Source organism: Catenulispora sp. EB89, assembly GCF_041261445.1.
Taxonomy (GTDB): domain Bacteria; phylum Actinomycetota; class Actinomycetes; order Streptomycetales; family Catenulisporaceae; genus Catenulispora.
On sequence record NZ_JBGCCU010000002.1, the window covers coordinates 608,820 to 631,610 of the forward strand.

A 22,791-nucleotide genomic window follows, 5' to 3' on the forward strand; every position below is an offset into this window, starting at 1 on the left:
CCGTCATTCGTTCGGAGCAACCCACCGCACAAAAGCCGACGGCGGCCGGAGCCGAAGCCCCGACCGCCGTCACGCGACAGCTGTCGTCCGAACAACCGTCGCCGAACCGACCCGACCGGCCCGGCCTCAGTCGATCGGCACCTGCACCGTCCGCAGCTCCCCGTCCCCCAGGTGCAGCAGCGCCCGGCCCGCCTGGACCTGGCCCCCCACCTGGCTCCGGTTCAGCCGCACGCCGATCAGGTCCCCGTCCATCGGCGACTGCGGCGACAGCAGCGCCCCGCGCCGTCCCCGGCGCGCGTCGACGTGCCAGCCGCTGAAGCCGCTGTTCAGGTCCTCCGCGCTGCCGGCCAGCACCAGGGCCTGGCCGCGGTCGCCGCCGAAGTTGATGATGTCGCGCAGCACCGTGCCGGCTGGCGCGTCCTTCAGCATCTCCGCGTCGTCGAGCAGCACCGCGACCGGGTGGCCGCCCGCGGCGTCCAGCGCCGAGCGCAGGTCCTCCTCGCTGAGGTCGGCGTTCTCGAAGACCGCCAGCACGCCGCGCTCGCCGGCCATCTTGCGCAGCGGCGAGTTGCGCGGGGCCACCAGCACCACCTGCGAGCCCTGCACCACCAGGGTGCGGGCGAGCGCCATCAGCATCGTGGAGCGGCCGGACTTCTGCGGCCCGGCGATGACGAACGTCGGGACGCCGTCGCCCAGGTCCGGGCCGGCGCCGATGAGCTCGTCGCCGCCGACGCCGGCCAGCGCCCACAGCGGCCGGCCCTGCGAGGCCTCGTCGCGCAGCTCCCAGGCCTCGGCCAGCGAGATGCGCGCGGGCAGCACGTCCACCCGGAACGGCCGGCGCGCCCGCGGGATCTGCGCGTCCCGGCCCCGCGCCTGCTCCGCGATGGCCGCGATGGCCGCCGCCTGCGCCTGGCCGGAGCCGTCCGCGGTCAGCAGCGCGACCTGCGTCTCCAGCCCGGTGTCGGACCGGAACGCGCGGCCGGTCGGCATCTCGTCCGGGATCTTGCGCGGGTGCAGGTTGATCAGGCCGAAGTCCTGCTTGTCCGGCAGCCGGAAGGAGAGCTTGTCCTCGGTCAGCGAGGAGATGCGGCCGCTGAAGACCTGCCGGTCGCCGGTGATGATCATGTGGACGCCGACACCCTGGCCCTCCCGCATGATCCGCTGCACCTCCTCCACCAGCGTTCCGCCGTCCAGCTCGCCCAGCGAGCCCAGGAAGCCGTCCCAGCGGTCCAGGAACACCACGATGTGCGGCAGCTTCTGGTCGGCCGGGACCGACATCCGCTGCTCGATGATCCCGGCGAACCCCTGCGCCGACAGTGACTCCTGGCGGTTGGCGATCTCCTGCTTCAACCGCGTGATCAGCCGGGTCGCGCGCTCGGACTGCTGCCGCTGCACCACCGCGCCGCAGTGCGGCAGCGCCGTCAGCGGCAACAGGGCCCCCGAGCCGCAGTCGATCCCGTAGATGTGCACGTCGGCGGTGGACTGCGTGAGCGCGATCGCCCCGGCCATGGTCCGCAGCACCTGCGAACGCCCCGACCGCGGCGCGCCAGCGATCAGCATGTGCCCCAGTCCCGCGAAGTCCAGCACCGCAGCCCGCCGCGCCTGCAGCGACGGCAGGTCGTCGATCCCCCACGGGATCGGCGCCAGGTCGTGCCCGCCGTGCCGACGCACCGGCGGCACGTCCGACAGCAGCACGGTGTCCTGCAGAGCCGGCAGCCACGGCGAGTGCTGCGGCGGGATCTGCATCGCCGCGGTCGCCTCGCGGATCGCGTCGACCAGCACCTTCAGGTCCGTGATCTCGGCGTCCGTCTCGACCTTGGGCCCCTCGGGCTTCTTCGGCGGCACGGACGCCAGCGCGGGCCAGTCCAGCCGGGTGCTCCACACCGAGGCCTGCGACACCACGTTGGCCCCGGGGCGCCGGCCGCCGACGCGGCCGGCCTGGAACGGCACCAGCGAGTTGGCACCGAGCCGGACGTAGGCCCGGCCGGGCGTCGACTTCGAGATGAAGCCGGCCGACGGGTCGTCGATCACGTCCGAGGACTCGTTGCCGTCCGTCACACGCAGCGCGATGCGCAGGTTGGTGTTGGCCCGGATCTCCGGCGACACCACACCCGAGGGCCGCTGGGTCGCCAGCAGCAGGTGGATGCCCAACGAACGACCACGCTGGGCGATGTTCACCAGACCGGTGACGAAGTCCGGCAGCTCGCGCACCATCGACGCGAACTCGTCGATCACGATCAGCAGCCGGGGCATCGGCGCCAAGTGCGTGTTCTTCTTCCGAATGTCGCCGTAATCCTCGATGTCCTTGGCCCCGGCCTCGGCCAGGATGTGCTCACGCCGCTTCAGCTCCGCGCCCAGCGACTCCAGCGCCCGCTCCACCAGGTGGTTGTCCAGGTCGGTGACCATACCCACGGTGTGCGGCAGCTGCACACAGTCCTTGAACGCCGAACCGCCCTTGTAGTCGACGAGCACGAACGTCATCGCGGTCGGCTTGTTCGCCACGGCCAGCGACGCCACGATCGTCTGCAGCAGCTCCGACTTACCGGCACCAGTGGTACCGGCGATCAGACCGTGCGGACCGTCCCGGCGGATGTCGATCCCGAACGCGCCGTCGAACGACTCGCCCAGCATCGCCATCGTCGTCTCGCCGCCCATGGTCCAGCGCGCGGCGATGGCCTGGCTGGTCGGCGGCTCCAGACCCAGCACGTCCAGCAGACGCGCCGAGTTCGGGATCCCCGAGGCCTCCTCGTTGCCGGAGACGTCGCGCACCGCGGCCAGGCCGCGCACCAGGCGCTGGCACCACACCGGCGACACCGCGTCCGGCCGCACTCCGCGCTGCATGTCCTTGCCGACCTGCTGCACCCGCAGGCCCTCGGGCTCGACGACCACGATCGCCTGGCACTCGCCGGGCAGGAAGCGGTCCTCGCCGTCCAGGCAGATCGCGCGGATGCCGACCATCGGGCCCTGCTGCAGGATCTGGATCACGCCGGGCATCGAGCGCAGCCGGCGCGAGCCGTCCAGGATCACCACGATGTCCGGGTCCTTGAACGTCACCTGCTCGGTGGGGCTGCTGGCGTTCGCCATCCGCTCCTTCATACGGAAGCCCAACTGCTGCGAGACCTCCGCGATGCGCTGCGCGACCGACTCCGCGTCGGTGCCGATCAGCGCCGTGGCGTTCTGGCCGGTGGTCGGCCGCAGGTGCGGCAGCCAGCGCATCCACTCCCAGTCCTGCCGGGCGTGGGAGTCGGTGAGCAGCACGAACTGCACGTCGTCCGGGCTCGACAGGGCCGCGGTCTGCGCGACCAGCCAGCGCGCCAGGGCCCGCGGGGTCCCGGCCGGACCGGCCACGCCGATCACGCCGCGGTCCTTCAGCGGGATGGTCACCGGCGCCTCGGGGACGGTCCAGGCGACGTTGCGCCGGTGCTCGTCCTGCTCCGGGTCCTCCAGCACCACTTCGGAGTCCTGGTCCAGGGTGCCGACGCGGAGCAGCAGGTGGTCGGCGTCGTGCCGGCGGCGCTCCCACAGCCGCTGGCGCGGCCCGATGCCGATGTCCAGCAGGGTCGCCGGGTCCGGGCTCTCCTGGCGCCGCGCGTTGCGCTCCAGGGCCAGGGCGTCGCGGGCGTCCTGCTCGATGCGCGCCTTCTTCGCCTCGTACTCGGCGACCTTCTGCACGAACGTGGACTTGCCGGACTTCTTGTCCTGCCAGAAGTTGCCCATCATCATCACCGGCGACATCGCGGCCATGATCAGGTAGCGCGGCTGGCCCATGATGACCGCCATGACCACCGACATCAGCAGCGGCGCGATCAGCATGACGATCGGGAACGGGCGCTTGCTCTCCTCGATCACCGGCTGCGGAAGCTTGAACCGCGTCTGCCGTTCCGGCGGCAGGATGCGCGGCGGCCGGTTGTAGTCGAGGAAGGCGCCGTCCTCAGAGGGGGTCAGCGCCGCGTCCGGCGGCGTGTAGTAGCCGACTTCGAGGATGGTCGTGCCGATCACGACCTGCATCCCGGGCTTCCACTCGGCCTCCCCGACCAGTGGCTGCTTCTCCAGGACCGCGGACACGCCCTCGTACGGGGCCACGCGGATCACGCCGTTCACGTCCAGGCTGACTCGCAGCGCGAAGTCGGGTATGCCCGGATCGTCGATCTTGACTCGGTTCCGTCGGGACCGCCCGATGTCGGCGTATCCCGGATTTATTCGGTGCACCCCGCCGGCGTCGGGTCCCCCGGCGACCCGAACCTCGACGGTTCCGTAGGGCTCTGCGGGCAGACACCCCGAAGGGTTGTGCAGAGAGATAACCGAACCCTCACGCAAAGGTGAGGAGGCCAATGTGTGGCGCTGGTCCACAAGATTGCCGTCCACGAACAGGAGGGGTGGTGACCCCGGGTTCGGCCCCTGCGCCCCCAGCATTCGACCCAACTGGTCCGCGACCTGCGGGATCGATGACTCCCCGTCCGCGTCCAGCAGTGCGTCCATCCAGGAGCCCTGGACAGGATCCACCACCGTCAACGTCATACGCATGACTCGGAAGTCTACGGCCAGCCGCAACAGCGGATAAGGTCCGCCCTGACAAGCGCGGATCCCCGGCCGGGACCCCCTTCCGGCCGGTTCGAACACGGCTCGCTCACGGCGGGCCGGACAGGAGGCTCCCATGGACGTCGGAGTGGCGACCGCCCTGGTCGGGGCCTTGTCCGGGCCCGCTCTGGCGCGCAGCGCGTATCAGATGTCGGTCGACGCCGGATCGCCCGCGCGGCAGCGCTGCGCGCACTGCGGGCAACGGCTGCCGGCCGGGGCGTTCCGGTTCCCGCTGTGGACGGGCCGGTGCGGCCTGTGCGGCGACCGGCTGGGCCCGCGGGTGTGGGCGGTGGCCCTGGCCGCGGCGGTCGGCGGGTTCGCGGTCGGGCACCGGCTGGGGAACGACCCGGCGGTGCTGACGTTCCTGGCCTTCGCGCTGGGCTGCGTGCTGCTGGCCTTCGTGGACCTGGCCGTGCGCCGGCTCCCGGACCAGCTGACCGCGCCGCTGGCGGTGCTCGGCGTGGTGGGCCTGGGCACCGCGAACTACCTGAACCGGGACATGACGCCGCTGCTCAGAGGGCTGATAGGGGCGGCGCTGGCCGGCGGGCTCTTCCTGGCGCTGGCCTGGGCGCGGCCGGACGGCGAGGGCATGGGGCTGGGCGACGCCAAACTGGCCGCCGTGCTCGGGCTCTTCCTGGGCTACCTGGGCTGGAGCGACCTGGTGCTCGGCTTCTTCGCCGGGACGTTCGCCGCGGCCGTGTTCGCGGTCGTCATGCTGCGCACCGGCCGGATGGACCGGAAGTCGGCGCTGACCTACGGACCGTTCCTGCTGCTCGGCGCGCTGATCGCGGTGCTGTTCGGCTGAGGTCTGACTCGCTCGGAAGACGCCGAAGGCCGCTCACTGCCGTCGCGCGGGCGGTAAGCGGCCTGCCGGACTCCGCCGCCGATCAGCTCGACGACGGCTGGAACTGCTGGTAGACCCCGGTGTTCGCCTCGGTCGAAGCCGCCACGGAGATGGTCGCGCCGCTGGCGAAGCTCAGCGCCACCGGCGAGTTGCGGCCGGGGGTCGAGCCGGAGTTGGTGAGCACCATCTTCGGGCCGGAGGGCGCGGCCAGGTTCACCGAGGCGTGCGGGCCGACGGCCAGGCCGCCGCCGGCGACCGACACCGACTTGCCGTCGACGGTGACGCCGGACAGCGTGGTCGGCTGGTCGCCGTTGTTCACCACGGTGCCGGTCACCTGCGCGGCGCCGGTGGCCGGGTCCACGACCACGACCATGTTCAGGGCCTGGACGTCCCCGCTGCTGCCGGCGGCGAAGTTGGGCTGGATCTGCAGGGTCGCCGCGCCGTCACCGGCGGCGCAGCCGGTCGCGACCGCGGCGGTGCCGGCTACGGCGGCGATGACGAGGGCGATGCGAATGCTCTTCACGGTGGAACGGCTCCTAGACGGTCCAACAAGCTCGGGCCGCCGCCGGTGTCGATCGCTGTGCTGGCGCCAGGTCGTCGCGCGTTCGTACGACTTCCCGACCACCCGATGAAACGGCGGCTCGCAGCCAGTGTAAAAGGGCCTCAGATCAGGTCCGGGCCCGGGGGCCGATCCACCGGGGTGATGTTCGCTACGCCGCGCGCCGCGGGCATGCCACAGGCCGTCGCGGCAGGTCCGGGCCGGGGCCTCGCCGGCTCCGTGCGAGGAGCGTGCGAGAGCGCGCCGGGGCGGACCGTGTCAGAACCGTGCCGCGCGCGTGCCGGCGGCACGCCGCGGCGCCGGAGCGGCAGGGCACGGGACCGTGCACCGCCGCCCCGGCGTCGTCACCAGCCGGACCTCACCAGAAGACGAGGAAGCGCAGGGCGTGCCCGACGCGCCGGCCGAGTCCGGCCAGCGCCCGGAAGGGCGAGGTCAGGGCGGATCGGCACTTCGCCCGGGCCTTGGCCCGCGCGACCTCCCGCCGGTAGGCCCGCACCTCGTCGTCGAGGGCGGAGATGTCGTCCGGGACGACCACGACCGGGAACCCGCTGCCGTCGGGGCCCGGATCGCCGAAGGAGCCGTAAGAATGATCGCCGTTGTCGCGGCCTGGACTGTTCACCAGTATCTGCACCCACCCCACGCGTCGTCGTCGGGAGCCGTAGCGTCATTGTGCGCTTTGCAGAGCGTTGTGCCCATAGCCGAGGGGCTCGTAATCACGCTGGGATTCCTCTATTTCCCCGAGCCCGCCGCGTCGACATCGATCGAGATCGATCAAGATCGACCACCGTCCCAGGTGAGATCGAAAGATGCGACATGAAGCCGATTGAGCTGCACGAGCACGGCGTATGGGGGTTTGTCAAGCCCCCACGGGTACGCTGACCTGCGCAAACGGTCTTCAGAACGGGCGTACGCCGTGGTATCCTGGAGAGCCACGGAAGGGGCACATATCACATGACGTTCAAAGTTGGCGAGACCGTGGTCTATCCCCATCACGGGGCCGCGCTCATCGAGGATATCGAGATCCGCGTGATCAAGGGCGAGCCGAAGGAATACCTCGTGCTGAAGGTGGCGCAGGGTGATCTGACCGTACGCGTGCCCTCTGAGAAGGCCGAATACGTCGGCGTGCGCGACGTGGTCGACCAGGGCGGCCTGGAGAAGGTCTTCGACGTGCTGCGCGCGCCGCACACCGAGGAGCCGACCAACTGGTCGCGCCGCTACAAGGCGAACATCGAGAAGATCCAGTCCGGCGACGTCATCAAGGTGGCCGAGGTGGTGCGCGACCTGTGGCGCCGCGACCGCGACCGCGGGCTGTCCGCCGGCGAGAAGCGGATGCTCGCCAAGGCACGGCAGATCCTGGTCAGCGAGCTGGCGCTGGCGGAGGCCACGAACGAGGACAAGGCGGACGCCATCCTCGACGAGGTTCTCGCTTCCTGACCCGCTCGGCGTTTCGACGCTTGTACTGACGATTTCTGATGGGCACGGGCAGCTGCCGGGCACCGTCGTTTCTTTTCAGCATGAGCACGCCATCCGGCCCCGCGGCACCAGCCGCCGGGGCCGGCGGCTTGTTGTGCGCTAATGTCCCAGGCCGTGAGCATGAGTACTGATCCCGCCGAGACCGGGTCCGGCCCCGCCCCGACGGCGGAGGGCGCACCCTTGGCCTCAGCCGCAGCCCCGGCCGCCGCCGCAGCCGCCGAGGCGCCCGGCCGGGTGGCCGTGATCGTCCCGGCCGCAGGCAAGGGCGAGCGCCTGGGCCCGGGCACCCCGAAGGCGCTGCGCGAGCTCGGGGGCCTGCCGCTGCTGGTGCACGCGGTCCGCACGCTGGTCGCCGCGCGCTCGGTGGACGTGGTCGTGGTGGCCGCGCCGCCGAACCCGCAGGGCCTGGCCGAGGTCCAGCGGCTGCTGGCGGACCTGCCCGGCGACACCCGGGTGGTGGCCGGCGGCCAGAGCCGGCAGGAGTCGGTGGCGCTGGCGCTGGCGGCGCTGCCCGGGGACTGCGACGTGGTGCTGGTGCACGACGCGGCGCGGGCCCTGACCCCGGTCGACGTCATCGAGGCGGTCGTGGCCGCGGTGCGCGGCGGGGCCGGCGCGGTGATCCCGGTGCTGCCGGTGGCCGACACCGTCAAGGCCGTCGACGGCGACCTCGTGACCGCGACCGTGGACCGCTCGACGCTGCGCGCTGTGCAGACCCCGCAGGGCTTCACGCGGGACATCCTCACCAAGGCGCACGCCGCGTCGAACCCGTCGCTGCCGGCCACCGACGACGCCGGGCTGGTCGAGGCGCTCGGGCTGCCGGTCCGCACGGTGCCCGGGCACGCCGAGGCTTTCAAGATCACGACGCCGTTCGACCTCGTGCTGGCCGAGGCAGTGCTGCGGAGGCGGCGATGACCGTTCTTCCCCAGGTCGGCATCGGGGTCGACGTGCACGCCTTCGAAGAGGGTCGCGAGCTGTGGATCGGCGGGCTGCACTGGCCCGGCGAGGTCGGGCTCGCCGGGCACTCGGACGCCGACGTGGTCGCGCACGCCGCCTGTAACGCGCTGTTCTCAGCAGCCGGGCTCGGCGACCTCGGGGCCCAGTTCGGGACGAGCGACCCGGAATGGGCCGGCGCCTCGGGGCTGAAGCTGCTCGGCGAGGCGGCACGGCGGGTCCGGGAGGCCGGGTTCGAGATCGGGAACGTCTCGGTCCAGCTGGTCGGGATCCGGCCGCGGATCGGCAGGCGACGCGCCGAAGCCGAACAAGTACTCAGCGAAGCGGCCGGGGCGCCGGTGCGCCTCGCCGCCGCGACCACGGACGGGCTCGGATTCACCGGGAAGGGCGAAGGGCTCGCGGGGATCGCGACGGCGATCGTGTTCCCGCTGGAGCGATCTTGAGCGATCTTGAATCTGATCCTGAGGCGACCCCGATGTGACCTTCAAGACCCGCGGAGCCCGAATCCCGCTGATCGCTCGCGCAGCGCCGTCCGCCGGTCACCGCCGGCTGACAAAAGCATGATCATCAGACGATGGCATGTCTTAATTCGCAGACCCGGCACAACGCCGAAACCCTGTGTGCTAGGAATGGAAACGTGAACCTCATATCCCGCTGCTGCGCCTACGACCCGCGTCGGCGACGCGGTCGAGAACTGCACGTGCAGCGTTGTGGCCGGGGATTCCGGACACACCGCCTCCGCGGCGCGCGCCAGCGCCGCAGATGAGGACGTTGTCGATCCCGGTCTCCACGCCCCACTTGCCCACCTGGTCCGCGCGCTCGGCGTAGGGCCAGGACAGGTCCCGGTGGAAGATGTGGCCGCCGGGCATCGCCAGCTCCTCCTGCAGGTCCTCCGTCGTCTTCGCCTCCAGGCACGGCTCGCCGTGCGCGTCCCGCGCCAGGCAGTCGGCCAGCGGCTCCTCCAGGTAGGCGTCCAGGCCGGCCACGGCCGCGCGCACCATCTCCTCCTTCGTCGCGCTCCCCGGCAGCGTGTGCAGCGAGAACAGCGTCAGCGTCTGCACGTCGGGCCGCTTGAGCAGGTCCTTGCCCAGGATCGAGCGGTCGGTGAGGGTGTGGCAGTAGACCTCGGAGGGCAGCGGGTCCGGCAGCCGCCCGGCGTGCGAGTCCTGATACGCCCGGTGCAGGTGCGCGGCGCCCTCGTCGATGTGGAAGGTGCCGGCGAAGGCCACGTGCGGGTCCACTCCGGACTTCAGGGCCGGCAGGTGGTCCAGCAGCATGTTGATCTTCAGCTGGGTGCCCTGCGGCTGCGGGGCGTCGGCGCTGCCGCGGCCGAGCAGCCGGGTCAGGACCGCCGGCGCCACTCCGGCCAGCACGTAACCGCACCTGGCCACGTGTTCGGCGCCGTTGCGGTCGCGGTAGGAGACCTCGGCCCGGCCGCCGCCGGCGTCCGGCTCGATGTGCGTCACCTCAACCCCGGTGAGGATTTTGGCGCCGGCGTCGACGGCCGACCGGTGCAGCGCCTCGGTGACGCTGCCCATGCCGCCGATCGGGACCCGCCACTCCCCGGAGCCGTTGCCCATGACGTGGTAGAGGAAGCACCGGTTCTGCTTCAGGCCGGCGTCGCCGGCCCAGGAGTCGGTGCCGATGAGCGCGTCGGTGAGGACCACGCCACGCACGGCGTCGTCGCCGAAGAAGCGCTCCACGGCGGCGCCGATCGGCTGCTCGAACACCCACTCCCAGGCCTCGCCGGCGCCCTCCTCGCGGGCCAGCGCCTCCATCTGCCCGCGGCCCAGCAGCGGGTTCAGGAGCGTCGGGGCCAGGGCCCGGGCGAGCTTGCTGAGCTGCTCGTAGAACCGGGTCCAGGCCCGGTACTCGGCGGGCCCGCCGGTCAGCTTCCGGAAGCTCTCCTCGGTCGCCGCGCCGGGCCGGCGCTCGACCAGCAGCCCGGTGTCGCCGCCGGCGCGCCGCAGCGGGGTGTAGGAGGACACCGGGCGGCTGCGCAGCTCGATGACCAGCTCCAGGTTGCGCACGATCGTGTAGGGCAGCAGCGACACCAGGTAGGAGTAGCGCGACAGGCGGGCGTCCACCCCGGCGAAGGGCGCCGCGCTCACCGCCGCGCCGCCGACCGAGTCGAGCCGTTCCAGCAGCGTGACGTGCAGCCCGGCGCGCGCCAGGTAGGCCGCGGCGACGAGCGCGTTGTGGCCGCCGCCGACCACGACGACGTCGTGCCGCGAGGCGCCCGGGCGGGGCGTGCGCTCGGCTCGTTCAGGCAGTGCCACTGTCACGTCGGGCGTCCTTCCCTCTACAGGTCCCGATCATCCCACGTCCGCCCCCTGCCACCGGTCCGCCTCTGGCATCCCGGCGCGCCGGTGGGGTATACCAGGCGTCTGATGCCGGGCGGCGAACCCGGTGGAGGGGTGGGGGGATGTCCGGCGAGTCAAACGAACAAGAGGTCTGGCACCCGGCGGCGACAATGGACGCCGCCATCAAGGCCGAAGTCCGGGCAGCCGTCAGCGCGGCCGGAGAGGTCCTCGGCACGGAGACGGAGGACGACCCGGCCGGGGACGCCGATTTCGAGCAGACCATGGTCGTGAAGTACGTTCCCCTTCCGGCGGCGGTGGAACCCGCGACTTTGTCGCCCGTGACAACATCGGGACCTCCACCCGGCTCCGACCAGATCGGCCGGCACATCGCGCGCGCCGAGGCGCTGGCCGAACTCGGGCGACGCCAGCAGGCGCTGGACGTCCTCAACGAACTGATCGTGGCGGGCAGCCAGGACGTGCGGGTCTGGCGCGCTCTGGCCGCGGTGTACCTGGAGACCGGCGACGGCGAGAAGGCCCTGCGCGCCGCGGACTGGGTCATCACCTTCGCCCCCGACGACGAGTGGGGCCACCGCCTGCGCGCCTCAGCGCTGCGACTGCTGGACCGCTTCGGCGAAGCGGTCGCGGCGGCCGAGAAGGCGGTGCGCCTGGGGCCGCAGGTCTGGCAGAGCCGCGCGAGCCTGGCCGCCGCCCTGGAAGCCAGCGGAGACCTGTCCCAGGCTGCGGCCGAGGCACGCCGGGCCACGGAACTGGCGGCGCGCCTCGACCCCGAATCCGCGACCGAGGCGAAGCAGTTCGAGGACGCGGTAACGGCGGCCGAGGAGGTCCCGGAACCGATAGCCCTGGTCGCCGACCTGGAGGCGGTCCTGGCGTCCCGGCCGGGGCCGGACGACGACAGCCTGGCGCACGTCGGCAACCTGGTGCTGCGGTCGATGGAGTTCAGCGCAGCGGCCGGCTGGCTGGTCGCCTTCGGCGGCGTGGCCATCCCCGGCTTCGACATCAGGTTCCTGATCCCCCTCGCGGTCCTGGCGGTCCTGGGCATCTGCCTGATAGGCCCGGCCCGCAAGGCCGACCGCGACCTCTGGCGGTACCTGGTCGAGTACCTGTGGCAGGACACGAAGACGCGCGTGGCGCTGGTGATGACGATCGCCGCGCACGTGTTCATGATCACCGGGAGCTCGATCGGGCACGTGGAGGGCGGGTCGACGCTGACGGTCGGTCTGATCAGCCACCTGGTCGGGCGGCTGACGCTGCACCGGAAGGCTCCGGAGCTGAGCCCGGTGCGGCGGGGTGGGGTGGCGGGCGTGGCGGGCGTGAAAACTCAGACCCGGCCCACCACGGGGGACTAGCCTCAGCGAGGTTCTGGGCCGGCCCGCCCTCAAGCCGCGGCCGGCTCCGCAACCGCCTCAAGCCGAGGCGTCCGTACCAACAGCGCCCGCATCAGAACCGCGGCCGCGCTCAAGCCGAAGATCACCAACGCCATCGGCATCCCGCTGCTCTTGCTTCCCAGCCCCGTCAGCGGCGCGAAGATCGCGCCGAACAGGAACTGCCCCGTGCCGATCAGTGCCGAGGCCGCGCCTGCCACCGCGGGTGAGTAGCCGGACAGCGCCAAGGCCGTCACCTGGGGGGTGATCACGCCGACCGATGAGACCATCAGGAACAGTCCCACCAGTGTCCCCGCGAGGTTGCCGCCGAAGGCCGCCGTCGCCGCCAGCAGGATCGTGCTGCCGCCGAAGGACATCACCAGGCCCGCGCCCAGCAGGCGCGATGGCGCGACACGTCCCACCAGGCGGCCGCTGGTCCGGCCGCCGATCATGATGCCGAGGGCGTTGGCTCCGAAGGCGAAGCTGAACTCCTGCTTCGACAGGCCGTGGATGTTCTCCAGGACGAAGGGTGAGCCTGAGATGTAAGCGAACATCGCCGCCAGGGCGAAGCCGCCCGTCAGGATGTAGCCCGTGAACGCGCGGTCGCGGAGCAGGACCCGGAACGTGCGCAGGGTCGCGGGTAGGCCGCCGCCGGACGCTCCGCGTGAATCTTTCGGGAGCGTCTCCTTGAGTCCGAGCGTCGCGGCGGCGAACAGCGCTACGCCGATCAGCGTCAGCACCACGAATACGCCGCGCCAGCTCATGAAGCGGATCAGCTGGCCGCCGAGGACCGGAGCCAGGATCGGGCCGAGGCCGTTCACCAGGATCAGTGTCGAGAAGAACTTCGTGAGGGCGTCGCCCTCGTACAGGTCGCGCACCATGGCCCGCGAGATCACCAGGCCGGCCGCGCCGGCGAAGCCCTGGAGGAGGCGCGCCGCGGTGAGCGAGTAGACGTCGGGGGCGAACGCGCAGAACAGCGATGTGGCCACGTAGGCGATCAGCCCGATCGCGAGCGGCTTCTTGCGCCCCCACGCGTCCGACATCGGGCCGGCCACCAGTTGGCCGAAGGCCAGGCCGATCATGCACGCCGTCAGCGTCAGCTGGACGTTCGACTCGGCCGTGTGGAACGAGTGCGCCAGGTCCGGCAGTGCCGGCAGGTACATGTCGAGCGACAAAGGCCCGAACATGGAAAGCGCTCCCAGTATCAGGAGCAGCTTCACCGGGGCCCGCCCAGAACGCCTCACCACCCGCTCATCTCCCACTCACCGCCCCATGGAACCACAACCCGAAAGAAGACGTTTTCGCCATCCACCCGCCGGTATCCTTGGGGAATGACTCTCCGCCTGTATGACACCGCCGCGCGAGCGACGCGCGAGTTCGTACCCGTCACACCAGGCAAGGTCTCGATCTACCTCTGTGGCGCGACCGTCCAGGCCCCGCCGCACATCGGTCACATCCGGTCCGGAGTCTCGTTCGACATCGCCCGCCGCTGGCTGGAGCACCGCGGCTACGCCGTCACCTTCGTGCGCAACGTCACCGACATCGACGACAAGATCATCCGCAAGGCGGCCGAGCAGGGCGTGGAGACCTGGCGCGTGGCGCAGGCCAACGAGTACGCCTTCCAGCTCGCCTACCGGCTGCTGGGCTGCGAGGACCCGTCCGTCGAGCCGCGTGCCACCGGCCACATCCCCGAGATGGTCGCGATGATGCAGAAGCTCATCGACGACGGCCACGCCTACGCCGCCGGCGGCGACGTCTACTTCCGGGTGCGCTCCTTCCCCGAATACGGCGCGCTGGCCCACTTCAGTGTCGACGACCTGGAGGAGCAGCCGGTCGACGACGTGGCGCCGACCACGCACAAGGAAGACCCGCACGACTTCACGCTGTGGAAGGCCTCCAAGCCCGGCGAGCCCTTCTGGGACACGCCGTGGGGCCCCGGCCGCCCCGGCTGGCACCTGGAGTGCTCCGCGATGGCGCACCGCTACCTGGGCCCGAACTTCGACATCCACGGCGGCGGCGTCGACCTGATCTTCCCGCACCACGAGAACGAGCAGGCGCAGTCGCACGCCTTCGGCGACAAGTTCACCAACTACTGGATGCACAACGGCTGGGTCACCCTCAAGAACGAGAAGATGTCCAAGTCGCTGGGCAACTCGGTGCTGGTCACCGAACTGGCCAAGCAGTACCGGCCGGTGGTCCTGCGCTACTACCTCGGCACCCCGCACTACCGCTCGATGATCGAGTACACCGAGGACTCGCTGCGCGAGGCCGACGCCGCGTACTCGCGGATCGAGGGCTTCGTCACCCGGGCGCTGGAGACGGTCGGCCCGACCGAGTCCGCGGCGGACGTGCCCGCGGCCTTCGCGGAGTCGATGGACGACGACTTCGGCGTCCCGGGCGCGGTGGCCGTGCTGTACAACACCGTCCGCGAGGGCAACACCGCCCTGGCCAACGGTGACAAGGAAGGCGTGGCCTCGCACCTCGCCTCGGTGCTGAAGATGCTGGACATCCTCGGCCTGAACCCGCTGGCCGAGCCGTGGAGCGGCGCGGCCGGCACCGCCGGGTCCGGCAGCGATCTGCGGCCGGTCGTCGACACCCTGGTCAAGGTGGCCCTGGAGCAGCGGCAGGCGGCGCGCGAGCGCAAGGACTACGCCGCCTCCGACGCCATCCGCGACCAGCTGGCCCGGGCCGGCGTCAACGTCGAGGACACTCCGAGCGGTCCGCGCTGGACCGTCAACCAATAAGAGGGCCAGTCGCCTAGGCGGCCGACTCCCACCGTGCCCCCGCCACGCTGACGGTAGCGTGGAGCGGGGGCACGGCCTGAAGTGCTGGAACTTGAAGAAAGTAAGGACATCATGGCGAGCAAAGGCGGCGGCACCGGCGGCCGGGCGAACAAGCCGGGCGCGTCGAGCTCCCGAAAGGGCGCGCAGAAGGGCTCCGGCGGCCAGCGCCGCCAGGGTCTGGAGGGCCGCGGCCCGACGCCGAAGGCCGAGGAGCGCACCGGGCATCCGGCGGCCCGCCGGGCGAAGTCGGCGGCCAAGCGCGCCGCCGCCCCGAACACCGGCCGCTCGGCGGCCGGCACGCGCAGCACGGCCCGGCCGGTCCGGCGCACCCCCGGCAAGGGCGAGGCCGAGCAGGTCGCCGGCCGCAACTCGGTGGTCGAGGCGCTGCGCGCGCAGGTGCCGGCCAAGGCCCTGTACGTCGCGCAGTACATCGACAGCGACGACCGGGTCCGCGAGAGCATGAAGCTCGCCATGGAGCAGGGCGTCCCGCTGCTGGAGGCCCCGCGCCACGAGCTGGACCGGATGACCAACGGGACCCTGCACCAGGGCGTGATGCTGGTGATGCCGCCCTACGAGTACGCGCACCCGGACGACCTGCTGGAGGAGGTGTTCGCGGCCGGCGACACCCCGCTGTTCGCGGCGCTGGACGGCGTCACGGACCCGCGCAACCTCGGCGCCGTGATGCGCTCCGTGGCGGCCTTCGGCGGGCACGGCGTGATCGTGCCGGAGCGGCGCGCGGCGGGCATGACGGCCGGCGCGTTCAAGGCCGCGGCCGGCGCCGGGGCCCGGCTGCCGGTGGCGCGCGCCGGGAACCTGACGCGCGCGCTGGAGGCGTACAAGAAGCAGGGCGTGATGGTCGCCGGGCTGGCCGCCGACGGCGCCGTGCCGCTGCACGAGCTGGAGATCGCCACCGAGCCGCTGTGCCTGGTCGTCGGGTCCGAGGGCAAGGGCATGTCGCGGCTGGTGTCCGAGCTCTGCGACGTCACGGTCTCGATCCCGATCGCGTCCTCGTCCGAGTCGCTGAACGCCGGCGTCGCGGCCGGGATCGCGTTGTACGAAGTCAACCGGCGGCGCGCCGAGGCCCGCGGCTGATCCACAGTTTCACAGCACCACAGCACCACCTAGCTAGGAGAGACAGCTCAATGGCGAGCACTGAGGCGAACACCGAAGGCGGCAGCACCGGACGTCCGGCCCCGATAGGCCCGGTCGACTCCTCGAAGACCCCGCGCTACGCGGGCTTCGCGACGTTCGCGCGGCTGCCGCGCCTGGACCAGCTCCCGGCGGGCGAGAAGGCGGACGTGGCGGTCCTGGGCGCCCCCTTCGACTCCGGCGTCTCCTACCGCCCCGGGGCCCGCTTCGCCCCGGCGGCGGTGCGCGAGGCCTCCCGGCTGCTGCGGCCGTACCACCCGGGCCTGGACTTCTCGCCGTTCCAGGCGGTGCAGGTCGCCGACGCCGGCGACATCGCCATCAACCCCTTCCTGCTGGACGAGGCGCTGGAGCAGATCGAGGCGCACTCCGGGGAGCTGGTCGGCGCCGGCTCCAAGCTGGTGACGATCGGCGGCGACCACACCATCGCGCTGCCGCTGCTGCGCACCATGGCCCGCCGGCACGGCCCGGTGGCGCTGCTGCACTTCGACGCGCACCTGGACACCTGGGACACGTACTTCGGCGCGCCGTACACGCACGGCACGCCGTTCCGCCGCGCCTTCGAGGAGGGCATCCTCGACTCCTCGGCGGTGGCGCACGTCGGCACCCGCGGCCCGCTGTACAGCAAGCAGGACCTCAGCGACGACAAGCGCATGGGCTTCGGCATCGTGACCTCGGCGGACGTGATGCGCCAGGGCGTGGACGCCGTGGTGCAGGCGCTGCGCGAGCGGATCGGCACCCGGCCGCTGTACGTCTCCATCGACATCGACGTCCTGGACCCCGCGCACGCCCCCGGCACCGGCACCCCCGAGGCCGGCGGCATGACCAGCCGCGAGCTGCTGGAGATCCTGCGCGGCCTGGACGGCCTGAACCTGATCGGCGCCGACGTGGTCGAGGTGGCCCCGCCCTACGACCACGCCGAGATCACTTCGGTCGCCGCCGCGCACGTGGCCTACGATCTTGTGACATTGCTGGCGATGCAGGGACGGTGAGGCGCCGTCCCTGAAAAGGGGGACTTCCGGTGCTGCCACCCGACAACCACGTCCACAGCGAGTACTCGTGGGACGCGCTCGCCGGCTCCATGGAGCGGACCTGCGAGCGCGCCGTCGAGCTCGGGCTGCCCTCGATCGCCTTCACCGAGCACGCGGATTTCAGCATCTCGGAACTGACCGCCGAGGACTGGTTCCCGGCCGAGTGGCAGCGCTACGTCGAGGTCGTGGACGATCGCAACATCCTGACTCCCCCGGCCGTCGACCTGACCGGCTACCTGGAGACGCTGGAGCGCTGCCGCGACCGCTTCCCGGAGCTGCGCATCCTGTCCGGCGTGGAGCTCAGTGAGGCGCACTGGTTCCCGGACCAGACCGCGGATCTGCTGAAGCGCGGCGGGTTCCAGCGGATCCTGGCCTCACTGCACACCGCGTCGCGGCGCGACGAGCCCTACGCCGACATCTCCGCGAGCATCAAGCGCGGCGACGCGGCCACGGAGTACAGCCGCTACCTCGCCGAGGCGGTGCGGCTGATCGAGGAGTACGACGGGTTCGAAGTGCTCACCCACATCGACTACCCGGTCCGGTACTGGCCCGCCGACGAGCCCTTCGACCTCACCCGGTTCGAGGACGAGATCCGCCTGGTGCTGCGGACGCTGGCGCGCGCCGACAAGGTCATGGAGTTCAACACCCGGATCCCGCTGGATCCGCGGGTGGTCGCGTGGTGGCGCCAGGAGGGCGGGAAGGGCGTGTCGTTCGCGTCCGACGCGCACCGGCCCGACGCGGTCGGCAACGGCTTCAGGGAGGCCGTGGCGGTGGCGCGGGCCGCCGGGTTCAGACCGGGCGCCGACCTGTTCGATTTCTGGGTGCGGGACTGACGCCAGGCGCGGGACTGGCCCTGGGTGCGGGACTGGCCCCAGGCGCGGGACTGGCCCTGGGTGCGGGACTGACGCGACGCCAGGCGCGGGACTGGCCCCGGACGCCGGACCAGCCAACTCAGGTCGATGCCGCCGCGTAGCGTGAACGCGCTGCCCAGGCAGCAAGCGGCTGGTTGTCTGTCAGTGCAGGCGATCACACTGGCAAAAGGGGTGAATCCCTCATAACAGAATGCCGCCCGACCCGATGTCGAACCGACCCCGCCACCCTGTCCACCACGGCGAGATGCGAACCGCCGCCCCGCACCTAGGCTGGAGACCATGACCCTCCGCCTGGCCTGCCTCCAAGCACCGGCAACCGACCACCCGAACGGCGCCCCGGACCCCGCCGCCGACCGCCGCGCCAACCTGGCCGCGCTGGCCGACGCCGCCGCCGGGGCCGCGGAGAGCGGCGCGCGCCTGCTCATCACCCCGGAGATGTACCTCACCGGCTACAACCTGGGCGCCGAGGTGATCGCCGGACTGGCCGAGGAGCGCCACGGGCCCTCGCAGCAGGAGGTGTCCGCGATCGCGGCCCGGCACGGGATCGCGATCCTGTACGGCTACCCCGAGCGCGACGGCGACGGCGTCGTGTACAACGCCGTGCAGCTGATCGGCGGCGACGGCGCCCCGGTGGCCAACTACCGCAAGACGCACCTGTTCGGCGACGTGGACCGGGCCGCGTTCGCCCCGGGCGAGGAGCTGGTGGTGCAGGCCGAGCTGGACGGCATCCGGGTCGGCTTCCTGATCTGTTACGACGTGGAGTTCCCCGAGACCGTGCGGGCGCACGCCGACGCCGGGACCGAGCTGCTGCTGGTGCCGACCGCCCTGATGCGGCCGTACGAGTTCGTGCCGCGGCAGATCGTGCCGGCGCGGGCGATCGAGTCGCAGCTGTTCGTGGCGTACGTGAACCGGGTTGGGGTGGAGCGGGACTTCGTCTACGCCGGCGAGACCCGGGTGGTGGCCCCGGACGGCCGGGAACTGGCGGTCGGCGACGACCGCGAGGAGCTGCTGCTGGCCGACGTGGACCTGGCGGACCTGACCGCCTCGCGCGATCTGAACACGTATCTGCAGGACCGCCGAACCGATCTGTACGGAGCCCAGAAGTGACGTCCGCTGTCCCGGCCACTGTCCACGAGGTCACCGACCACGTGCAGTGCGACTCGCACAAGCCGATCACCATGTTCGGCCCCGACTTCCCGTTCGCCTACGACGACTACGCCGCGCACCCGGCCGGCCTGGGCTCGGTGCCCGAGGCGGCGCACGGCACCGAGGTCGCGGTGATCGGCGGCGGCCTGTCCGGCCTGGTGGCCGCGCACGAGCTGCTGAAGCTCGGCCTGAAGCCGGTCGTGTACGAGGCCGACGAGCTGGGCGGCCGGATGCGCTCGACGCCGTTCCCCGGCGTGCCGGGCGCGATGGCCGAGATGGGCGCGATGCGGTTCCCGCCGTCGTCGACCACGCTGTTCGACTACCTCGAGCGCGCGGGGCTGCGGACCGAGCCGTTCCCGAACCCGCTGGACGCCGCGACGCCGTCCACGGTCATCGACCTCAAGGGCGACAGCCACTACGCGACCACCCTGGACGACCTGCCGGCGATCTACCACGAGGTCGCCGACGCCTGGGCCGACGCGCTGGACGACCCGGCGCACGGCGCCGAGTTCTCCGCGATGCAGCAGGCGATCCGCGAGCGGGACACCGCGACGGTGCGCGAGATCTGGAGCCGTCTGGTGCACCGGCTCGACGACACCTCGTTCTACGGCTTCCTGGCCGCGAACCCGGCCTTCAAGTCCTTCCGGCACCGGGAGGTGTTCGGCCAGGTCGGCTTCGGCACCGGCGGCTGGGACACGGACTTCCCGAACTCCATGCTGGAGATCCTGCGCGTCGTCTACACCGGCGCCGACGACCACCACCGGCGCGTGGTCGGCGGCTGCCAGCAGCTGCCGCTGGCGCTGTGGTCACAGACCCCTGACACCCTCGCGCACTGGCCGGCCGGCACCTCGGTGCGCTCGCTGCACGACGACGGCCACCCGCGGCCCGCCGTGACCCGGATGTACCGCACCAGGCGCGGCATCACCATCGCCGACGCCGCGAACGAGATCCGCACGTATCAGGCCGCCGTGTTCACCGCCCAGAGCTGGATGATGCTCTCGAAGATCAAGGTGCACGAGGCCCTCCTGCCCACCGACGTGTGGACCGCCGTCGAGCGCACGCACTACATGGGCGCCTCGAAGCTCTTCGTGGTGGTGGACCGGCCGTTCTGGCGCGACCCCTCCCCCCTGGACCCGAACCGCGACACGATGTCGATGACCCTGACCGACCGCATGCCCCGCGGCGTGTACCTGCTGGACGACGGCCCGGACAAGCCCGGCGTGATGTGCCTGTCGTACACCTGGGTCGACGACTCGATGAAGTTCGTCCCCCTGTCGCGCGAGGAGCGGCTGGAAGTCGTGCTCGCCTCGCTGGCGGAGATCTACCCGGACGTCGACATCCGGTCGCACATCATCGGCACGCCGCTGACCGTCTCGTGGGAGACGGAGCCGTACTTCATGGGCGCGTTCAAGGCGAACCTGCCGGGCCAGTACCGCTACCAGCGCAGGCTCTACACGCACTTCATGCAGGACGCACTCCCCGAGCACCAGCGCGGCCTGTTCCTGGCCGGGGACGACATCTCCTGGACCGCCGGCTGGGCCGAGGGCGCGGTGACCACGGCGCTGAACGCGGTGTGGGGCGTGATGAAGCACTTCGGCGGATCGACGAGCCCGGAGAATCCCGGGCCCGGAGACGTGTTCGACGAGATCGCGCCGCCGATGCTGGACGAGGAGTAGGCGCGGAACCCGATCACCGCGGAGTGCTCGATCAGTCGAGAATCAGTCGAGCAGCCCGCTCACCCGGAGATCCGGGTGCCGCCCCCGCACAGCAAAGGTGATCTCCCGCGTGGTCGCCGTCAAACGCGACGCCAACACGTCGATGTCCGCCCCGCTCAGCTGCTTCTGGAACCCGTACAGCGTCAGCACCATCGCGACCCGCTCGTCCGGTCCGAACACCGGCGCGGCCAGGTGTCCGATCCGGTGCGTGCTGCCGCCGAAGTCGTCCATCAGGTACGAGGTGTGCGAGAGCTCCGCGAGCAGCGGCGGCACCGCTTCGTGGTCGTCCAGCGACTGCCCGAGGCGTACGCCCAGGACGTCCGGCTCCAGCCCCACCGAGTAGCCGCGCCGCCGGACCGCGCGCACTCCGTTGCGGAAGCGCTCCAGTTCCGGCTCGGCCAGCGGCTTGCCGGACGTGCTGCGGTTCAGCCAGGTGTCCACGTCGTCCGGCAGCGACCAGGCCATGAACACCGTGCCGATCGGCGGGGCCAGCGGGATGCGCTGGCCGACGCGGACGTGCGGGCCGAAGGGCACCACCTCGCCGGCCACCGCCAGGAAGACGATCTCCTCCCCCATGGCCGAGGACACCACGCACTGCAGGCCGGTGGCCGAGGCCAGGGCCTGCATCGGCGCGCGGGCGAACTCCACCAGCTCCAGGCGGCGCGCGGCCGCCGCCGAGCCCAGGGCGATCAGCGCGGGCCCCAGCGTGTACGACTTGTCCCGCGGGTTGCGCAGCAGGAAGCCGGAGTCGGCGAGCGCCGTGAGCATCGCGTGCGCGGTGGCCTTGTTGATGTCCAGCCGGCGGCACAGCTCCGACAGCGAGAACGCCGTGTCGGGGTGTGCGGCGAGCAGGTTCAGCACCGCCACCGTGCGGTCCACCGCCGGGGCCGGACGTGCCATGGGCCTGTCCCTCTTACTCTCTCGTCTACGGTCTCGCGGCCCGCTCGGCGATGGGATCCCCGAACGCGCGCGCCATGATCCGGTGTCCTTCGTCGCCGGGGTGGATGCCGTCGGCGAGGTGCTCGGCCTTCAGGACGCCGCCGCCGCGCACCAGGTGCAGGTCGCGGTCGCCGCGCTCGCGCCGGCTGACCACCACGTCCTCGATGGCCTCGCGCAGGTCCTCCAGCGTCGCGCCGAGCTTGTTCGGCGTCTCCTCGGCGTCCGGCCGCACCACCGGCGAGCAGACCACGATCGGCACCCCCGGATGCCCGTCGCGCACCACCCGCAGGAACGCGTCCATCCCCGCCATCATCATGGTGGCGCTGTGCGGGATCCGGGTCCAGCAGTTCGTGCCGTGGTTGACGGAGATGACGGCCGGCGAGTCCAGGGCGGCGATCTGCTCGGCCGAGACGATCTCGCCGCGGGCGGCCCCGGCGTACCCGAGGTTGACCACGTCCAGGCCGTGCACGCGGCCGGCGACGGCCGGCCACGACAGCGCCGGTTCGGAGGCGGACCAACCCTCGGCGATGGAGTCGCCGTAGCAGATCCAGCGCGGCTGCTTCGGGGCCGGCAGCAGCTCGCCCTGCGTGGCCCGCAGCGACACCACCTCCGGCTTCATCCCCTCCGGCAGGTACACCGTGACCGGCAGCGACTCGTCGGCCTCGGCCAGGTCCAGCACCGCCATCCCGTCGCCGAGCATGGCGTCGGCGTAGGCGATGAACTTCTCGCCCTGGTACGCGGCGAAGAACGTGCCCGCGCCGTCGCCCCGGTATCCGAGGTCCGCGGTCTTGGTGCGGTAGGCGATCTGCACGGCGCGCGCCGCGCCCGCGAACTCCAGCCGCACGCCGACCGGCACCGTGGCGGTGCCCCAGGTGTCGATCGGCAGCCGCGAGAAGTCCCGCGGATCGGCGCGCGGGTAGACCGCGCCCTGGCCCGGCGGCCAGGCGCAGCCCGTCAGGTACGGCTCCACGGACGCGTGCCGGGAGGTGCCCCCGCGCTGGCTCCGGTCGGCGTTGGACGTTTCGGTGCGTGTGCTGTCACCCACGCCGTTGTGAGCCGTCATCGATCC

At 71.7% G+C, this 22,791-nt stretch carries 18 protein-coding genes; 11 read left to right on the forward strand and 7 right to left on the reverse strand.

The features are described 5' to 3' along the window. Positions 1-126: 126 nt before the first annotated feature. On the reverse strand, positions 127-4,524 hold the full coding sequence (locus ABH920_RS06275; RefSeq protein ID WP_370347726.1) for an FtsK/SpoIIIE domain-containing protein: 4,398 nt from the start codon (positions 4,522-4,524) through the stop codon (positions 127-129). 130 nt (positions 4,525-4,654) lie between these two features. Between ABH920_RS06275 and ABH920_RS06280 the strand changes: the two genes are divergently transcribed. Next, on the forward strand, positions 4,655-5,383 hold the full coding sequence (locus tag ABH920_RS06280; protein WP_370347728.1) for an A24 family peptidase: 729 nt from the start codon (positions 4,655-4,657) through the stop codon (positions 5,381-5,383). 82 nt (positions 5,384-5,465) lie between these two features. On the opposite strand, the gene ABH920_RS06285 is transcribed toward ABH920_RS06280, so the two are convergent. Beyond that, on the reverse strand, positions 5,466-5,945 hold the full coding sequence (locus ABH920_RS06285) for a hypothetical protein (RefSeq protein ID WP_370347730.1): 480 nt from the start codon (positions 5,943-5,945) through the stop codon (positions 5,466-5,468). A 394-nt stretch (positions 5,946-6,339) separates the two neighbouring features. Next, on the reverse strand, positions 6,340-6,600 hold the full coding sequence (locus tag ABH920_RS06290) for a hypothetical protein (RefSeq protein ID WP_370347732.1): 261 nt from the start codon (positions 6,598-6,600) through the stop codon (positions 6,340-6,342). A gap of 332 nt (positions 6,601-6,932) precedes the next feature. Here ABH920_RS06290 and ABH920_RS06295 point away from each other — a divergent pair, with 332 nt between their 5' ends. The 3 genes from ABH920_RS06295 to ispF all read left to right on the forward strand — a co-directional run bounded on the left by ABH920_RS06295 (position 6,933) and on the right by ispF (position 8,848). After that, positions 6,933-7,415 carry a CarD family transcriptional regulator gene (locus ABH920_RS06295; RefSeq protein ID WP_194897915.1) on the forward strand — a complete coding sequence of 161 codons (483 nt, stop codon included), beginning with the start codon at positions 6,933-6,935 and terminating at the stop codon, positions 7,413-7,415. A 159-nt stretch (positions 7,416-7,574) separates the two neighbouring features. Next, positions 7,575-8,366 carry a 2-C-methyl-D-erythritol 4-phosphate cytidylyltransferase gene (gene ispD, locus ABH920_RS06300; RefSeq protein ID WP_370347734.1) on the forward strand — a complete coding sequence of 264 codons (792 nt, stop codon included), beginning with the start codon at positions 7,575-7,577 and terminating at the stop codon, positions 8,364-8,366. Further along, a complete protein-coding gene (gene ispF, locus ABH920_RS06305; RefSeq protein ID WP_370347736.1) occupies positions 8,363-8,848 on the forward strand; it encodes a 2-C-methyl-D-erythritol 2,4-cyclodiphosphate synthase in 486 nt (161 codons plus the stop codon). Before ispD ends, ispF begins: the two co-directional genes overlap by 4 nt. A gap of 201 nt (positions 8,849-9,049) precedes the next feature. On the opposite strand, the gene ABH920_RS06310 is transcribed toward ispF, so the two are convergent. Continuing rightward, positions 9,050-10,684, reverse strand: coding sequence for a phytoene desaturase family protein (locus ABH920_RS06310; RefSeq protein WP_370348013.1), 1,635 nt, complete (start codon positions 10,682-10,684; stop codon positions 9,050-9,052). A 146-nt stretch (positions 10,685-10,830) separates the two neighbouring features. On the opposite strand from ABH920_RS06310, the gene ABH920_RS06315 reads away from it, so the two are divergent. Further along, positions 10,831-12,075: a tetratricopeptide repeat protein gene (locus tag ABH920_RS06315; protein ID WP_370347738.1), complete on the forward strand. Its 1,245-nt coding sequence runs from the start codon at positions 10,831-10,833 to the stop codon at positions 12,073-12,075. Between the two features lie 29 nt (positions 12,076-12,104). Here the strand turns inward: ABH920_RS06315 and ABH920_RS06320 are convergent, their stop codons facing one another. Then, complete coding sequence (locus ABH920_RS06320; protein WP_370347740.1) at positions 12,105-13,352, reverse strand: multidrug effflux MFS transporter; 1,248 nt, start codon at positions 13,350-13,352, stop codon at positions 12,105-12,107. A 69-nt stretch (positions 13,353-13,421) separates the two neighbouring features. On the opposite strand from ABH920_RS06320, the gene cysS reads away from it, so the two are divergent. The 6 genes from cysS (at position 13,422) to ABH920_RS06350 (ending at position 20,744) form a co-directional block, all read left to right on the forward strand. Then, complete coding sequence (gene cysS, locus ABH920_RS06325; RefSeq protein WP_370347742.1) at positions 13,422-14,834, forward strand: cysteine--tRNA ligase; 1,413 nt, start codon at positions 13,422-13,424, stop codon at positions 14,832-14,834. Between the two features lie 111 nt (positions 14,835-14,945). Next, positions 14,946-15,965, forward strand: coding sequence for a 23S rRNA (guanosine(2251)-2'-O)-methyltransferase RlmB (gene rlmB, locus ABH920_RS06330; RefSeq protein ID WP_370347745.1), 1,020 nt, complete (start codon positions 14,946-14,948; stop codon positions 15,963-15,965). 50 nt (positions 15,966-16,015) lie between these two features. Continuing rightward, entirely contained in the window at positions 16,016-17,011 is a 996-nt protein-coding gene (gene speB, locus ABH920_RS06335) for an agmatinase (RefSeq protein WP_370347747.1), read from the forward strand. A gap of 29 nt (positions 17,012-17,040) precedes the next feature. After that, a complete protein-coding gene (locus tag ABH920_RS06340; protein WP_370347750.1) occupies positions 17,041-17,883 on the forward strand; it encodes a PHP domain-containing protein in 843 nt (280 codons plus the stop codon). Positions 17,884-18,201: 318 nt separating this feature from the next. Continuing rightward, the gene (locus ABH920_RS06345) at positions 18,202-19,029 is read left to right on the forward strand and encodes a carbon-nitrogen hydrolase family protein (protein WP_370347752.1); all 828 of its coding nucleotides are present in this window, start codon (positions 18,202-18,204) and stop codon (positions 19,027-19,029) included. Continuing rightward, a complete protein-coding gene (locus ABH920_RS06350; protein ID WP_370347755.1) occupies positions 19,026-20,744 on the forward strand; it encodes an FAD-dependent oxidoreductase in 1,719 nt (572 codons plus the stop codon). The genes ABH920_RS06345 and ABH920_RS06350 overlap by 4 nt, the downstream gene beginning before the upstream one ends. A 42-nt stretch (positions 20,745-20,786) precedes the next feature. Here ABH920_RS06350 and ABH920_RS06355 read toward each other — a convergent pair whose 3' ends face one another. Both ABH920_RS06355 and ABH920_RS06360 read right to left on the reverse strand, forming a co-directional pair. Beyond that, positions 20,787-21,683, reverse strand: a complete 897-nt coding sequence (locus ABH920_RS06355; RefSeq protein ID WP_370347757.1) for an IclR family transcriptional regulator — start codon at positions 21,681-21,683, stop codon at positions 20,787-20,789. 25 nt (positions 21,684-21,708) lie between these two features. Next, a complete protein-coding gene (locus ABH920_RS06360) occupies positions 21,709-22,785 on the reverse strand; it encodes a GDSL-type esterase/lipase family protein (RefSeq protein WP_370347759.1) in 1,077 nt (358 codons plus the stop codon). Between the last annotated feature and the right edge of the window lie 6 nt (positions 22,786-22,791).